Annotated in this window: 13 protein-coding genes and 1 pseudogene; 7 read left to right on the forward strand and 7 right to left on the reverse strand. The window is 62.3% G+C overall.

All coding sequences use genetic code 11. The features are described from left to right. Positions 1-151: 151 nt before the first annotated feature. Entirely contained in the window at positions 152-1,438 is a 1,287-nt protein-coding gene (locus TZ00_RS12795) for an ATP-binding protein (protein ID WP_044442230.1), read from the reverse strand. Between the two features lie 291 nt (positions 1,439-1,729). Here TZ00_RS12795 and TZ00_RS12800 point away from each other — a divergent pair, with 291 nt between their 5' ends. Further along, entirely contained in the window at positions 1,730-3,163 is a 1,434-nt protein-coding gene (locus TZ00_RS12800) for an HNH endonuclease signature motif containing protein (protein ID WP_044442231.1), read from the forward strand. Between the two features lie 15 nt (positions 3,164-3,178). Here TZ00_RS12800 and TZ00_RS18960 read toward each other — a convergent pair whose 3' ends face one another. From TZ00_RS18960 to TZ00_RS18965, 3 genes are all read right to left on the reverse strand, one after another. Continuing rightward, positions 3,179-5,635, reverse strand: a complete 2,457-nt coding sequence (locus tag TZ00_RS18960) for a lamin tail domain-containing protein (RefSeq protein ID WP_052521547.1) — start codon at positions 5,633-5,635, stop codon at positions 3,179-3,181. Between the two features lie 122 nt (positions 5,636-5,757). Then, positions 5,758-6,066 carry a nucleotidyltransferase family protein gene (locus TZ00_RS12810; RefSeq protein ID WP_044442233.1) on the reverse strand — a complete coding sequence of 103 codons (309 nt, stop codon included), beginning with the start codon at positions 6,064-6,066 and terminating at the stop codon, positions 5,758-5,760. A 727-nt stretch (positions 6,067-6,793) separates the two neighbouring features. Beyond that, on the reverse strand, positions 6,794-7,729 hold the full coding sequence (locus tag TZ00_RS18965; protein WP_274519276.1) for an NAD-dependent epimerase/dehydratase family protein: 936 nt from the start codon (positions 7,727-7,729) through the stop codon (positions 6,794-6,796). 47 nt (positions 7,730-7,776) lie between these two features. On the opposite strand from TZ00_RS18965, the gene TZ00_RS12820 reads away from it, so the two are divergent. Both TZ00_RS12820 and TZ00_RS20070 read left to right on the forward strand, forming a co-directional pair. After that, positions 7,777-8,409, forward strand: a complete 633-nt coding sequence (locus TZ00_RS12820) for a ScbR family autoregulator-binding transcription factor (protein WP_044442235.1) — start codon at positions 7,777-7,779, stop codon at positions 8,407-8,409. 19 nt (positions 8,410-8,428) lie between these two features. After that, positions 8,429-8,764 carry a hypothetical protein gene (locus TZ00_RS20070; RefSeq protein ID WP_044442236.1) on the forward strand — a complete coding sequence of 112 codons (336 nt, stop codon included), beginning with the start codon at positions 8,429-8,431 and terminating at the stop codon, positions 8,762-8,764. Here TZ00_RS20070 and TZ00_RS20625 read toward each other — a convergent pair. Beyond that, positions 8,651-9,145: pseudogene (locus TZ00_RS20625) on the reverse strand (AfsA-related hotdog domain-containing protein); the annotation flags it as partial. The gene TZ00_RS20070 and the pseudogene TZ00_RS20625 overlap by 114 nt on opposite strands. Positions 9,146-9,745: 600 nt before the next feature. Here TZ00_RS20625 and TZ00_RS12830 point away from each other — a divergent pair. From TZ00_RS12830 to TZ00_RS12845, 4 genes are read left to right on the forward strand one after another with little or no spacing between them, the layout of a single operon-like run. Further along, positions 9,746-10,768, forward strand: coding sequence for a diiron oxygenase (locus tag TZ00_RS12830; protein WP_084606088.1), 1,023 nt, complete (start codon positions 9,746-9,748; stop codon positions 10,766-10,768). Continuing rightward, a complete protein-coding gene (gene asnB / locus TZ00_RS12835) occupies positions 10,768-12,951 on the forward strand; it encodes an asparagine synthase (glutamine-hydrolyzing) (RefSeq protein ID WP_044442238.1) in 2,184 nt (727 codons plus the stop codon). The genes TZ00_RS12830 and asnB overlap by 1 nt, the downstream gene beginning before the upstream one ends. After that, positions 12,948-13,442, forward strand: coding sequence for an HIT family protein (locus TZ00_RS12840; protein WP_044442240.1), 495 nt, complete (start codon positions 12,948-12,950; stop codon positions 13,440-13,442). The genes asnB and TZ00_RS12840 overlap by 4 nt, the downstream gene beginning before the upstream one ends. Further along, entirely contained in the window at positions 13,439-14,686 is a 1,248-nt protein-coding gene (locus tag TZ00_RS12845) for an MFS transporter (protein WP_044442241.1), read from the forward strand. The genes TZ00_RS12840 and TZ00_RS12845 overlap by 4 nt, the downstream gene beginning before the upstream one ends. A gap of 174 nt (positions 14,687-14,860) precedes the next feature. Here TZ00_RS12845 and TZ00_RS20630 read toward each other — a convergent pair whose 3' ends face one another. Together TZ00_RS20630 and TZ00_RS12855 are read right to left on the reverse strand one after the other, a co-directional pair. Then, positions 14,861-15,049, reverse strand: a complete 189-nt coding sequence (locus tag TZ00_RS20630) for a nucleotidyltransferase family protein (protein ID WP_078714183.1) — start codon at positions 15,047-15,049, stop codon at positions 14,861-14,863. Beyond that, positions 15,036-15,980 carry an aminoglycoside phosphotransferase family protein gene (locus TZ00_RS12855; protein ID WP_044442242.1) on the reverse strand — a complete coding sequence of 315 codons (945 nt, stop codon included), beginning with the start codon at positions 15,978-15,980 and terminating at the stop codon, positions 15,036-15,038. The genes TZ00_RS20630 and TZ00_RS12855 overlap by 14 nt, the downstream gene beginning before the upstream one ends. Between the last annotated feature and the right edge of the window lie 38 nt (positions 15,981-16,018).

Here is a 16,018-nt window from a genome sequence, read left to right on the forward strand (position 1 = left end):
ATGAGTGAAGCGGTTCCACGCTAGGAGGAGGCACGCCGCCGCGGCGTCCTCAGATGTGCCCATCCCGGGTCAGTGAGGATGGTCCTGAAGTACTACGTCGCCGGGTGCCGACGAGATCAGTCGGTCGCTATCGGCGCGATCATGTTGCTCGTCACAAGCGGGCGAGACGTTCGATGTCTTCGAGAAAGGCCTCGGCGACCTCGTTCGACACCGTCGCCCTGGTTTCGGCGATCGCGACGAGGTAGTCCTCCGTGCGGGGACCGTCGTCGGACCGCACATCGTCGGCTGAATCCAACGCCCGCTCCAGCGCGCCATGCGATGCCTTCTGGGCGGCATATTGGATGTCGGCCGGGGAGAACCCCGAAGTGACAGCGACCAGCGCATCGACGTCGATGGCCTCCAGCGTGTGTTGCGGGATGTACCTGGCCCAGATGGACGTGCGCGCCTCCTCATCGGGCAGCCCGATGGGAATGACATAGTCGAATCGCCCGTGCCGCAGAAACGCCGAGTCGAGCGAGCGAATGAAGTTCGTGGCACACACGAGAAGACGATTCGGCTGGTCTCGAAAACTCGGGATGATCTTTAGCAGCTCGTTCGTGACGCCCTGCATGGCCGAGGGTGGCTCACCACCGCGCTGCACCGCGATCTCTTCGACCTCGTCGATGAACACGACGGCGTGCTCCAGATCGGCGATCTTGACGAACGTCTCGCGCAGGGCGCCGGCCAGGCCTGCGGGGTCTGAGGCGAGCCGCGAGGGAAACACCTCGACGAAGGACCATTCCAGCCGAGAGGCGATCGCCCGCGCGAACGTGGTCTTCCCCGTTCCTGGAGGGCCGAACAACACCACGGCGCTGGGTGGTATGACCCCGAACTGTTCGGCCAGTTCCGTCTTCGCCAGAGGCATCACGAGGCGACGCTCCAGCAGATCCTTTTCGCGCTGCATTCCCCCGATCGAATCCCACAATCCGCGGGGCAGGACCCGGCCGCCCAATTCGGACAGGACGCTGAGTTCATTCCGCTGCACGGGGATCTGCCGCTCGAAGTAGACCAGGTTCTTCTTCGCCTCGAATCCCTGACCGGTGAAGGCATCGACTCGGGAGACCGTCTCGGGCAGAAGCACCGACAGTTTCGAGAGGCCGAGTGGCGACATCCGCTTTTCGAGGGCGGCGAGCATGCGACCCCCGATCCCCCGGCCCTGGTGCGACCGCTCCGTAGAGAGGAAGACGATCCAGCCCTGAGCATGCGCGGCGCGGCCCACGGCTACGCCGACGATGGCGTCGTCCTCGACCGCGACAACGGCATGATCGTGCTGGCACGAGGCGAGCACCTCCGACAGTCCGTAGACCGGTTCTGTGCCGGCAGTGCGCATCTCCTCCCAGAGATGCAGGATGCCGTCGATGTCATCGGGATGGAAATCGCGGATACGAAAAAGGGTCACGGCGAGGCTCCTGTGGCTCAAGACGAGGCGGGATGATCGTGCTCACGGCCGATGGCGCGTTCTGAGCATGAAATTCCCGGTCTGTAGACCCGGAACTGCGATGTCGCACTCGTGTCGAGAGCAACTGGCGAAATCGTGTCATACAACCATGAGCCGCCGCAAGAGTCTGTGGCGTGTCGCGTGTGGCGTTCGAAACGCTCGATCGGCCGGGTTATCCACAGCCTTATCCCCTGATCATCAATCGAATGCGCCGACCGATCCAGTGTCGGTGGCTCCTGCTTGAATTCTCTTATGGAACTCCAGGACGCGACCCTCGGCGACATCGCCGAACGCCTCCGCGAGCTCCTCTCATCCGACCGAAATCACGCCAGCGGCGATGAGCTTCTGAGGCGCGCCCACGACTGGGAGGTCGCCGGGCGTGCCACCGACGCAGCACGTATCTGGGTGGCGGCCGAGATCGAAAACGAGTCGCGCCGAGAACTCGACACCTCAGGGCTCTCGTACCGACACGGCTTTGCGAGCGCGAAGAAGCTGATCGCGACAGCGGCGAATGTGTCGGAGCGCACGGCGGGGTCACGCATGGCTCTGGGCAGACAGCTCCGGTCGGCCCTGTCGATAACAGGGCTGCCGGTGCCGAGCAACTTCCCCGCTGTCGAGAGCGCACTCCATGACGGCCAGATCGGGGTCGATGCTGCGGCAATCATCTGCCGCACCCTCACCGAGGTCCTCCCGCGCACCCGGTGGTCCGAGGCGGTCGACGAAGCCGAGCGGCACCTCGTTCACGCTGCGACGGCAACGATCGGCGAGACCGGCACCGGCACAGCTGAGGCTCTCCGATACACCGTCGACGAGCTCGGCCGACTCGCGACCCGCATCCGCGAACATCTCGACCCCGACGGGGCCGAACCCCGCGACGCCGTCAAACAAGCCCTTCGGGGGTTCAGCCACCCTAAGGTCGGCGCAGACGGCATGGCCCGAGGCAAGTACGCTCTGCCGCCGCTCCAACTCGGCGTCTTCCTCGCTGCCGTCGACTCGATCCTCAGCCCCCGCACGGCAGACCCAGAGAAGCCACGGTCCGAGAGCGACGAGAGTGATTCAGACGAAGACGCCCAAGACGTTCCGCCAGATCTGCGAACCTCAGAACAGAAGCTCCTCGACGCGGTCATGACCCTCATCGAGATGGCCGCCGCATCCCCAGCCGCATCCCGGCTCAATGGAGCTGCGCCCACCGTGAACGTGCATGTCACTCTGAAAGATCTCGAAGAGGGGCGCGGAGTCGGCTGGATCGACGGCAGCAGCGAGCCCGTTCCCTTAAGTACCGTGAATATGCTGCAGTGCGACGCAGACACCATCGTCACCCTGTTCGCCAACAACGGCCAGGTGCTGAACCAGGGCAAAACTCAACGGTTGGCGACCCGCAAACAACGACGAGCTCTCGCAGCACGAGATGGCGGCTGCGTGATTCCCGGATGCACCGTTCCACCATCCCGATGTCAGGCTCACCACGTCATCCCCTGGGTCAGCATCACCTTCGCAGCCGGTCGAACAGACATCGACAATCTGGCTCTGCTGTGCCCGTTTCACCACGCGACGATCCACACCTCAGCGTGGACCCTCGAAATGATCCGCGGAAAACCACATGTGAGACCGCCCGACTGGAACGACCCGAAACGCACGCCGATACCAGCCGGGCAGCAGCGCGCCGGTCGGCCCTACTTTCGCTGACCGGGCGGCGTCAGGTTACTCTGCCGACGCGACTCGGCGGCGACGGCGGTTGAGCACAAGCGCCCCACCCAACATCAGCAGGAGCGTTCCGGCCGCGATCACGGGCAGCGGCTGGGCGCCGGTGGATGCGAGGGTGCCCGACGCGGCTGGGCTACCGGTCTGCGTCGAGTTGCCGCCGGCTGGCACCACCGCGGCTGCCGTCACGGTGAACGGAATGCCGGCCACGATCGTGGCGGGGTCGGATGCCGCGGCGATCGTGATCGTGTGAGCTCCGGCTGCCGTATCGGCCGGAATCCGCACGTTACTGAGCGTCAACACTCCCGTGGAGTCTGCGACCGCGTTGCCGAGTGTCACCGGCTCGGAATGCAGCACGACCGTGTACTCCGTATCCGGAACGAGACCCGCGGCGACGATCGTCGTCACGCCGCCCGCCTGCACGGTCGACGGGGTTGCTGCGACCGTCGGCGACGAGGCAGGCGGGTTCGGACCCTGCGGGCCGAGCGCGAGGTCGCACGAGATAGTGCCTGACCACAGCGAGTGTCCGCCGTTGTTGCCGTCGTCAGAGCGGATGACCTCCTTGACCCCGTCTACGCAGGTGGAGTTCGGCGCAATGGCGAAGCCCTCGTTGTTGTTGTTCGGCAGGCCCGTGGGGCGGTCATAGGTGCGGTCCACGACGAACCCGCCCGCGGCATCCATCTTGAGAAGCGTCGACGAGCCAGCCACGCTGTTGTCGGCGACGGCCCAGATGCGCTGGGCATCGGCATCCCATTGCGTGTCCGCGATCAGCGGCAGGCCCGTGTCGATCGACGAGAGCCGGTGGAACGTGCCATCGGCGTTGAGCGCATAGGCGTAGAGGTGGCCGTTCTTCTCGAGCGCGAGGAAGTACAGGCCGGTTCCGTGACCGGGGTAATCGGCCGGGTCGTAGGCTTCGCCCGTGCTCTGGTCGACGAACCCGTTGGTCGTGAGGTAGGAGTCGGGAACCCACGTGATGCCCTCGAAACCGAGGTTCGAGTCGGCCTTGCCGGTGGTGTCGATCGCGTCGGAGAGCGAGGAAGTCAAGTTCCACTGGTGAGTAGGCTGCAAGGTCGTGCCGCTGGCAGACGGGTCGAAACGCAGCACGCTGTCGAGGGGAACTCCGCTCGCCGCATTGTCGCGCTCGGTCGTGATGTAGAGGAAGCCGTCAGGACCTACCGTGAGGCCTTCGCTGTCGGGCTGTCCGCTGCCGCTGGGGAAGACGATGTCTTTGCCAGCCGACCAGCCGTTCTCGGTGTCGGGAACCCAGAGGCTGCCGCTCTTGACCAGGCGGTAGACGTGACTCTTGTTCTTGACAGCCCACATGACGTTGGGCGCGCTCGGGTCGATGTCGAGGCCCGAGACATCTTGGCCCGAGAGGCTCGTGACGAACTGGCACTGGTTGTCAGAGACGACCGGGGTCTGGCTGCCGGGCCAGGCGATGCCGCCCGCGATGGCCGGGCCGCTGCCCGACGCCGCCTCGGTCTGGCACGACACCTCGCCGCCGCCCGGAGTGCTCGGCGCGATGATTGTGCCGGCGCACGCCGTGGCGTTCGATACGCCCCAACTGGATGCCGCGGTGTGCGCCCACGCGCCCGTCGCGTCGGCGCAGCGCGACCACGAGCCGGGCTGCGCGTCACTGTCGCCCCAGCCGACGGAGTCGACGATGGTTGAACCGTCGGCGCGGTAGACCTTCACCGAGTCGCCACTCGAGCTCAATCCCTGGTTCGAGAGCAGCACGAGGTAGCCGTGCGCGGGAACGACGGTGCCGTTGGGGGCGCTGATCGCGGCGGGGAGGCTGGTGCTGTCGGACTGCATCCACGCGGAGACGTCGACATCTGTGTCGCCTGTGTTCACGAGCTCGTAGGCGTCGTGGGTGGGGTCATCGTTGGCCGAGGTGACCTCGTTGAGCTTCACGGACTGCCATCCGGCATCATCGCCGCCGCCTTCGCCCGGGTCGGTCGGTGTGGGGTTGAGTTCACCCTTCGACGGAGTGGCCTGCTGCACGAAATCGCCCGTGCCGTTCGGAACACGTCCGTAGGTGTCGAGGTGAAAGTCACCCCACTCGTAGGAGTCGAGCAGTGTCGTACCGTCAGACGCGAACAGGCTGACCTTGTCGCTCTTCTTCAGCTTGAACGTCGAGCTCTCCGCTACGTAGACCGCACCGGCCGCGATCACCGTGTTGCTCGGCAGAGTCAGCGTCACGTCGTTGCCGCGGCCGGTCAGCACGAATCCGGATGCGTCGAGCGGCTCCGTCGCCGTGTTGATGAGTTCGACCCAGTCGGGGTCGCCGTTCGTTTCGATCTCGTTGATACGGAGTGTGCTTGCGACGGCGCCGAGCGCGCCCGTCTCTTGCGGCGTGACATCGGCAGAGGCTGCAGCAGGTACGGCGAAGAGGCCGGTGAGCAGCACAGCGGATCCGACGGAAAGAGCGAGAGGACGCGACAGGAGTTTCAGCACTCAGCAACACTGGCGGCGCCGCATGAACGCCAGGTGTCACGTGGGGAACGGAGGCCTGAATGACCCGACTTGAGGGAGCCACGTCGCCGGAGACTACGGCTCGGAACCGAGGCGGTCGGTCGTCACAGGGGCACCGCTTCGAACATGATGCGATCGAGTGTCGGTGTCGACGCCGCTCGGTCGCTCACGACGTCGACCCGGTAGCCAAGGAGTTCCGACACCTCGCGTTGAAATCCTGCTTGATCCAACAGGCTCGCATCATCACTGAAGGAAACGAGGAGATCGATATCCGATCGAGAGGTGTCCGTACCGCGCACGGCGGATCCGAACACCTTCACCTGCAGGATGTGATACTTCTTCCCGATCTGAATCACGGCATCGGCGTTCTTTTCAAGCACTTCAGACGGACGCGGTTTCGCAACTTCGCCCATCGCACCCTCCTATTCGCCCAAACATATCCCGACGCACGCCGCTGGACCAGAAGATCAAGTACCGCGCGTCAGCCGTCGCGCGAATGTGTTTGGTCTTTCGAGACAGTGGATGTGCGGTCTCAATACTCGTCTTGCTTCGCGTGCGCAACTGTGTTGAGTTAGAGCGATGACAGCGAACACCAAATGCTGTCCCCGAGAGCGCGCGGTGGTACGTATTCTGCATAGGGTCGCGGTCGCACTCTTCGCTGGTGGCCTCATCTACGCAGGCATCATCACTCTTGCGAATAGCACCGTCGAAAGCGCTCAGGACGCTGCTGGAATTCGTAGCAGCATCGAGATCTGTGCCGCTCTCGTGACGGCCTCAATCATTCTTGCAATCGCGGCATTTCTTGTCTTACACCCGTCCTTTCGCGACAAGCCACAACGCAGGCGTCGTTGAACAACGAATGCCGGAGCACCGGGGGCTCTACTGCTGGCATTGGAGACCTCATATCAAACTATTCAGATCTTGATCTCACCCCGAGAATTTGCGGGAGTTGGCGAAGCCGGCGAGATTGGACGCCGATCAGATTAGTGACATCGTCAGACGCTACGGTACTGGCGAAAGCACACTGCATCGAGCAGAAGTTCAAAGGCGGGCGAAGGTACTACGAAACAGACGCGATCTTCAATGGCTAAACATTTCAAGCGCGCTGAGTCATCGCTTAGACACAATCCGGCCCGGCGGTCATCGGAGGTCCGATCTCGGCTTGAGCGACTGATACCAAGCGCGGTCGGTGCCGTCGACGACTAGCTCGCCTAAACCGGGTCCGATTGCGCTGCGAAGCTTTCCTGCGTCGAACCAATGATCGGAGGCGAGGAGGGAGAACTGACGGGTGGTGAACCCTGCATTCGTCGCAAGCTTACGTGCGTCCGCGGAGGCAACGGAAGGGAGGCTCGGCGCCGCTGGCACTCTGAGGAGGTCCATGATTTCGCGGACCTCCGCGGGTTGCTCGTACGCGATGTTATAGGCACCCGGAGAAGGCGTGTCAAGGACGGCCAACTGGAATGCGGCCGCACCTAGATCGCGAACGTGCACGACGCTCATCCGAGTCGTGCCGCCATCGACAAGTCCGTCGACAGCATCGGTGAATCTCATCAACCCGGGTACGAACCATCTGTCGCCGGCGCCGAGAACCATGTCGGGTCGGAGCACCGTGCCCCCTGAGTCCAGGACGAGGTTCTCCGCGTCCGCGCGACTACGGCTCAATGCAGACTCGGGGCGTATCTCGAGTTCGGATTCGGCAGGCCCTCGGTGCGGGCCGGTTCCGTACACCGATGCTGTGCTCACATATACGATCCGGTCGACCCCCTCGACTGCACAGGCTTCGACAACATTCAATGTGCCTGCGACGTTCGTCTCTCGGCACAGAGCGGCGTCATATCCGATGTAGCTGGCGGCGTGGATCACGGCATCCATTCCTCGGATCGCCGCCCGGATCGAACCGATGTCTCGGACATCGCCGGCATACAGTTCACCCGGAGGACGAGGGGGCGACGAAGTCCGACGGACCATTGAGTGCACCGTCGTTTCCCCGCGACTGGAGGTCGCCGATTCCGCCACGGCGCGGCCGATAAACCCATTTGCACCGAGGATTGCGACCTTGCTCGTCTCAATCAACACACACTGCCTGCCGCTAATATGTGACTACAAGCAAATGGGGGCAATGCGTGGTGAAACAAGAACGGGCTCAGGTCACTCGAGACCGGCTGGTCGAAGGCGCGGCTCTCGCCTTTTACCGCTTGGGATACGGGATGGCGACCACGACGGCGATCGTGGAAGAGGCCGGGACGACTCGCGGCGCCATGTATTTTCATTTTCAGTCCAAAGAGGAAATAGCTCGAGCGGTCATCGATAAGGAGCATTCTCTCGCGATGGAAGCCGGACTCCGGATCCAAGCGTTGGAAAAGCCGGCGTTCGAAACGATGGTCCTTCTCTGCATCGATCTCGCTAAGCGGTTGATGACTGACCCTGTGGTCAAAGCGGGTATTCGTTTGACGACTGAAATAACGAACTTCGACCCTCCGCTTGTCGCTCCGTACGAGGAATGGCTGAAGACCTTCGCGGAGATCGCCCAGGCTGCGGTCCGCGAGGGTGACTTTCGTAAGGACATCGATCCCGTGGTGTTCGCCCGGTTCCTGATTCCGGCGTACACCGGGATTCAACTGGTTTCCGACACGTTCACAGGACGGGAAGATCTGTTGCCGCGAATTCGTGAGATGTGGACATTCGTTCTTCCAGCGGTAATTCCGGACGATCGGATTGAAAGCGCACGCGAGTTGCTTGATCGTCTGATTCCGTAACGTTCCCCGCTCGAGCTGAATGTGCGAACGTAACCTCGCCGGATACGGCCAGTTTGTCGGCCTGGATGAAGCGGACCGCTGCCCGGTCGCCATCCAGCTCGACATGGATAGTGACTTCTCCGTCAAACTCCAGCGCGGCTGCGTAGTGGAATTCTGCAGAAGTCAACTCCGCATCCGGTTCTGCACGCAGCAGTCGCACGACCTGTCGTGTTGCCTCTGCCGGGATCATGCCGGCGATGTGGTCGAGAGGGTGGTCGAAGAGGATCACATTGTTCAGGTCGAGCGACAGAGTAAAAATATCGGCTGTGTGAGTGGCGCTGAGCACCACGTCCGACTCGGAGGAGTGACCGACTGAGCGCGGGTCCACTGTGGCCCCCGGGTACCGGGGCGCCCCGCCATGTCGCTTTTCAGTCTGTCCGTTGCGCAGTTTCGAGTAAGCCCTCTCATTTACGATCAGGGCATCCCCGTGGCCGGTCGCGAAAAGCATCGACCCGACGTAGAACTCGGCTTTTATTCGGACGCCCCGCAGCGCGCCTGCGGGTGTGCGGCGCACGCGATCGCCTCGGAGGCGGACGACAACGTTCGCCGGATGCGGAAGCCCAGTAGCCGCCGCCTGTGCGAACTTCACGCCCAGCCCCGACATCACGAAGTGTGCGCTTGTATCAACCCCATAGTGCAGGTGGCACGCGAGAATGGTGAGCTGCCGGAGAGTCTCTAGGACCAGATACGAATCTATTCCTCACTCCGCGCTCCGGTAGAAGCAGTGCGACGAGGGCCAGCTCACTCCAGCCCACATCTCGTCGCCACCAACGGACACCAGATCAGTCGGAAACACTTCGTCCCGGGCACGTTTGTGCACGTATTCCTCGGGTACCGGATACCGGAATTGCAATGACGGCATCCCGACCATCGAAGTCCTTTCGTCGTGCCAAATGTCACTCCACAACCCGAGTTCTCACGCGTTGCCTGTCGTCAGCGCTAAAAAACCGACTGACCGTATTTGAATCTTAGGCAAAAAAGCCGGAAGGCCCTCGATGAGGGGCGATGACCGACTATCTAATCGGCCGCGTATGCCCATTCGTGCCGCGCGAAGTGGGCCCGAGAAGGCGATGTTCGATAGAGCTACAGCACGCGTTCGAGACCGATTTGTAAAAAACCGTACGTACTGTTTACTTCTGAAAACACGAGGGAGTGGAGGTGATTATTTTGACGAAGATCGAAGACAAGAAGGAGCTCGACGCCCGTGGCATCGCGACGGCGCGTATCTAGCTCAACTCTCGGGTCGGCTGCGTGTAAAACCGCAGCCGACCTTCACGTGCGGCCAAGGAGGACTCAAATGTGCGGAACGAACGGACTATTCGTCGGCTGCCCTGCTTTGTCCTTCTGCCCGCTCGCAAAAGTGGACGATTCGGACTGCGCCGAGGCAGACGGATACAAGAGCCCCTTCCGGCAATGGGATGAGCGCGCTGCAGTGCGCACATCGCCGCGACGCCTACTCAGCGACGGATTCAGCACCTTGGCCAGCTTCCCCGAAGCTCTCGTCCCGGCTCTCAACCACGCAGTGTCCGACGGGATCGACGAGACCGACCGCGGTTACCTGAAAGCGCAACAGCTGTACCGGTACCTCGACTTCACGACTCGACTTGAACACCTGGTCGTGAACAAAACCGCATTGGGAATCGCACACGGGACGATCCGAATCGACGTCCCGGACCAGATGCGATTCGATGCCTACTACATCTACGTCGACGAGGCATACCATGCTCTCTTCTCGGAGGACCTCGCCCGTCAGGTTCGTTCCGCGAGCGGCATCATCCCCAACATTGCTGCGACCCCCGAGTTCATGGTGGTCCTGGACGGCGTCATGGCGCACCACCCCGGCTACGAGAACCTGATCGAATTGTTGTTCGTCGCGGTGAGCGAAACGCTCATCACCGGGAACCTGGTCGAAGTCGCCCGATCAGGGGAAGTCGACGACGGCATAGCTGACAGCGTCCGCGATCACGCTACGGATGAGGGACGGCACCACTCGTACTTCCGGCAGTTCTTGCGGATTCTGTGGGGACAGCTATCACCCGCCGAGCGCCGAGTGGCCGTGGATGTCTATCCGAAGCTCGTGGTCGGCTTCACCATGCCGGAAAGAACCTCGACCGTTCTGGATCTGATTGCGATCGGTGTGAGCCGCACTGACGCGGAGGATGCGGGCGACGAACTGTTCAGCGAAACCGCCGTCCGAGAGGCCGCGCTCCGCGGGGCCGGACGCAGCCTCGATTACTTCGCAGACTTACAGACGCAAGACCTCCGTGACGTCATCGAGGACCAGACAGAAACCGTTTTCAAGGAAAGGACCCGTTCGTAATGTGCGGAATCGCAGGAAGAGTCCAGTTCGGAACGTCGCAGGCAAGTTCTGATTCCCAGCACAGCGTCCGGGCGATGACCGATGTCATAGCACACCGAGGGCCCGACCACACGGACTTCGGCATCGTCGGCGCCGCAGTCTTCGGGTTTCAGCGGCTAGCGCTACTCTCGCTCGACAACGGCGACCAGCCGTTCTTCGGAGCCGACGGGAACGTCATGCTGATGGTCAACGGAGAGATCTATAACCACCGCGAGTTACGCCAAGACCTAGAGAAGCGGAACCGCTTTTCTACCGAGTCGGACTGCGAGGTGTTGCTGCACGGCTATCTCGAAGAAGGGATAGCGTACCTCGACAAGCTGAACGGAATGTTCGCCTTCGCGCTTTTTGACAATCGTAAAGGCCGACTGATCCTCGGCCGCGACAGATTCGGCATCAAACCGCTGAGCTACCACTTTGATGGTGAGAGGATCGTGTTCGCATCCGAAACCAAAGCCCTCTTCGCCGACCGAAGGACGCCTAGGGAAGTGGACTGGCAGGGCGCGCTTACGAACCCCGGCCTCAACCTGGACTTGGCATTCACTACGGAACCGCCGACGAGTTGGTTCAAGGACATCCATGTCGTACCGGCAGCACACTTCACCGAGTTGAACATCGCCACTAGGGAGCTGACGACAACGCGGTATTGGAACGCCAGCTCAGGACCTGACCTCACTGATGCCTCCGAGGAAGAAATCGTCAGGATCTACCGGGATGCCTTGGCCGCTTCAGTCCGCGACTGCCTGACCGCCGACATCGAGGTCGGTCTATTCCTCAGTGGCGGCATCGACTCCGCCGCCGTAGCGGCATTCGCGCGAGGCAGCGGAATCCCTACCTTTACAGCGCTCACTGGGAGCACCTACGTGAACGGCGACGCGGAATACTCTCACCGGACCGCCCTGGAATGCGGACTCGACAATCACCAAGTGATCTTCGACCGCAACCGGATTCCTAGCTCAGAGGAGTGGCGCACCATTCTCTGGGCATTGGAAACACCGCAGGCGAGCCCGGAGCACTTCTACAAATTCGAACTCCACCGGTTCGCGCGGCAAACTCGGCCCGGCCTGAAAGCGATGATGCTCGGCCAGGCGTCAGACGAATTCAACGGAGGCTACTCGCAAAAACTCAGCGCCGGACGCGGTTACGAAACCTACCTGCGCACCATCGAGACGCTGGAAACCAACACCGGACTCCTCGCAATGCCGGAACTCGCACCGTGGTTCGACCCGTCTCACGGGCAGCTGTTACGCCGAGATGTACTACCCGGAGTGAGCGCAGACCCGTACCGGCACTACCTCGATTGGAAACTGCACGACATCGAACAGTACAACAACTGGCACGAGGACCGGACCGCGGCGGCCAACAGCATCGAAGCACGCGTTCCCTTCCTCGACCACCGCGTCGTCGAGATCACAAATGCCGTACCGCGCAAGATGCACGCGTCCCTGTTCTGGGACAAGGCGATCCTCCGACGCGCGCTGAAAGGTTTGCTGCCGACGAACATCCTCGAACGGCCCAAAGTCTCGTTCTTCTATGACGACCCGTCATACAATAACCAGCGCACCTTTATCCAGATGATCCTCCAAGGCTCCGGTGAATTGCTGGACGATGCACTCAGCTCCAAGGGCGCAACCCAATGGCTAGACAAGGCCAACGTCTTCGCTGCGGTAGAGCGGCTGAAGAACGATCCCAGTGACAGCTCGATGGAGTACCTGCTCGCAGTCATGAACCTCGGACTACTGGAAAACATGCTCGACTCTCAGCCGAGAACCCTCGACAGGCGCGATAACGCGAGTGTCCCCATAGAACTCCGTATCGAGGACTGGGACGCCTCTCGCGACGAAGTCCGTGACGCGGTGCTCTACGCGCCCCCTCTCAACGAACACAGCACGCTGGCCCGCGGCCCGCAAGTCAGTGTTCTCAGGAACGTCAACGATCCGAACGGTAGCGAGATCGTTGCCGTCGACGGACGACTCGCATTCACCCTCGACGGGGTGGACAGGGCCGCCTGGGTGCTGCTCCTTTCTCTGCTGACGGAGCCGATGAACATCACGCTCCTGGCTGCCGAGATGGCGGTCTCTGGTGAAGAAGTCAAACGTCTCTGCCTCGAAGGGCTCGACGCCGGCGTGCTCGAGTTGCGCGCATGAGCGCAAAGGCCGCAGTAGAGGTTCATTGCCTGTTTTGCAGGATCGTTGACGGCACATTTGCAGCGTCCAAGGTCTTCGAGGACGACTCGATCTTGGCGATCATGGACGTCCGACCTGTTTCGCGGGGCCATGTCCTTGTTCTGCCGAAAGAGCATTACGTGGCACTCTCAGACCTTCCACTGACCTTATTCATACAGCTCGCCAGTTTGGCTCACACGCTCGCCGCGAATCTGTCTACTGCGTTCCCGGATGCCGAGGGATTGAACATCCTCATGTCGGAGGGCCCCGCCGCCAGCCAGTCAGTCTTCCATTCGCACCTCCATCTCGTACCGCGAACAACGGACGACAGCATGGTGTTGTCGTCCGATGACCCCGTCGCCGAGCGGGACGAGCTCGATGCCGCGGCCGCGCGTTGGCGCCAATATCTCGATGTCGGTGGTCAGCCGGAACACGATCGGGCCGCAGACCCCTCCGCAGGCGGACAGGCATGACCAGACAGTTGCCTCTCATCCAAACGCAGTCCCGGCTGAGCTTGTTTTGGAGGTACTGGCTTGCCAGCTCTCTGAGTGGGGTTGGCCTCAGCATCGCGTCCGTCGCTTTCCCTCTGGTCGCCGTGGTGACCCTTGGCTCGTCGCCACTGGAACTCGGAATTGTCGCGGCAGCGAGCAACATCGGCTGGTTGCTGCTTGGCTTGCCCGCGGGTGTGATCGCCGAGAGGTTCGCGTTGAAACGAGTGCAGATAAGCATGGATCTGCTTCGCCTTCTAGTGATCGCCGCCATCGTCGCGATGTGGGCGACGGGGGTCCTGAGTATTTGGTCGTTAGTGGTGGCGGGATTCGTCGTCAGCTGCGCGGACGTACTCTTCGACGTCGCCAACTCCACGTATCTGCCCAGCATCATCGACGACGACGAGCTGGAACAGCGGAACAGCCTGATGTCCGCCACCCACGCGGTGGCCTCCACTGGCGGCCCGGCGTTGGGCGGTGTGATGGCTGGGATCCTCGGACCGGTGCTGACACTGGCCACCACGGGAATCGGCTATCTGGCGTCCGCGTTCATCTTCAGCGGCTTCCCTTCAGTCGACGCGGCTGCAACGGGCAAAGAACGGACTTACCGATCTCTGATCGGCGAGGGCGTCCGTCACGTATTCAGCCATCCAGTCCTGCGGCCGACAACCATACTGGCGGCCGTCCTCAACTTCGCCGTCGGAGCGCAGGCAGCGTTGGTCGCCGTGTTTCTCGTCCGCGAACTGGACGTAAATGTCGCAGTGGTGGGGTTACTGCTGGCCTTCGACGGCGTCGGCGCGCTGATCGGCGCCGCCATAGCGACAACGATGATCCGACGTCTCGGGAGCGCGCGGACGACGCTCCAGGCCGCCTGGGCCACTACCGCCGGATGCATACTCCTTGCCGTGGCTCTGCCCGGTTGGGGCTTGTCGGCATTCGCAGCCGGCTCAGTTCTCGCCGGAGCGGGAGCGGTCGTGGTGAGCATCACCACGCGCTCCTACCGTCAACGGGAAACACCACCAGAGCTGTTGGGCCGTGTCATGGCCACTGTCCGATTCATCTCGTGGGGCTGTCTGCCCTTGGGAAGTCTGATAGCCGGCATTCTGGCACAGACAACGACGCCCAAGATCAGTCTCGTGGTGATTGGCGTCGCTTCCGCCGCAGCTCCACTGATATTCGCACTCTCGGCCGTCGGCCGTGTTACCGACTTGAACGACGTGGAACCCTAGGAACCGCGCTCAAAGGAACCATGAACCTCACTCCGTCTGACGAACTTACGATGCCGAGGAGGAAGAAGCAGTCTCCATACTGCGCGGCGCGCTAGTCCAACTCTGCGCAAGACGGCGGGCACCTTCTTCGCCAAGTCTCACGGTGTCTCAACTCCCACGTCAGCCCTCGGCCATTCAAGTGGGGAGGTCTTCTGCCTCGCGTTGAAATCCCGCTTGGTCGAGCAGGCTTGCACCGTCACTGAATGAGACGAGAAGATCGATATCCGAGTGAGGCGTATTCGCGCCATGCACCGCCGAGCCGAAGACCTTCACCTGCGTAATGTGATGTCTGGACTCGACCGCGCTGAAGCTACCGCAGGCCACGCTGGGCCATCCACCTCAGCGTCATGTCGCCCTGAAGACGCTGCATGGGTCTCAGCTGAGGCAATCCGGGCACCGCCGCGAGGTGCCCGTCTCTCCAGCAGCGCCCGGCCAAACCCGCCAGCATCACGTTCACCTCGTGCTCGTTCGCCTCACGCCCAGCGATTGCCTCGAACGCGGCCTGTGGGTCGAACCCGTCGGCAGCGAGATCCGGAACGAGCCTCACCCAATCGGCCCACCTCGGCGCCGTCCAGCGGTGAGTCCAGTCCACCAGTCTCAGCCGACCGGATGGCTCACGCAGGATGTTGTCGCGTCGAAGGTCTCCGTGTTGCAGGGACGAGCCTTCGCGTAAGGCCTCGAACCAGTCCGACTCGAGGCCCGCAAGCGTTTCGGCTTGCAGCCCATACGGCAACGTTCGGTCACGAACATGCTCGACCGTTCCGCTCTGTGGATGGCCCGGCTCGACCAACGCCCTCCACGTACCTAGCAGCGGCGCGAATGCGTCGGCGAACGGCTTCGTATCGGCGATGGGACTCGGACTCAACCGATCGCGCATGGTGGCGGCAAGCGCCGACAGCTCCGCAATATCGTTGGCCTCCCATTGCACCACGGCAGCTCCGGCGAGCCGTTCGTAGACCGCGACGTACCAGCCCGCGCGCTCAGCCCAACCGATAAGAGCAGGACCAAGATCTATGATTACCTCCGAGAGTTCAGCACCTGTGCGAACAGCTCGCCCGCCCTCATCGTTCTTTGGACCGGCCTTCACGAAGACCTGCCGAATGCCATCGGCGACGACAACCGACGCCACGCTCGGCGTGAACCCATCAGACGCAGGCTCCTCGCGAAGAACGCGGCCGCCCACGATCGCGCGAACATACTCGATGACCTCGGTCGGGGCTGATGCCAGAAGCCTCGGCCGCGCAAACCCATTCACGTCAACATCTTCCTGTCGGAAGCCGCGGCAACGAGCCA

It is taken from the genome of Agreia bicolorata (assembly GCF_000938265.1).
GTDB lineage: Bacteria > Actinomycetota > Actinomycetes > Actinomycetales > Microbacteriaceae > Agreia > Agreia bicolorata.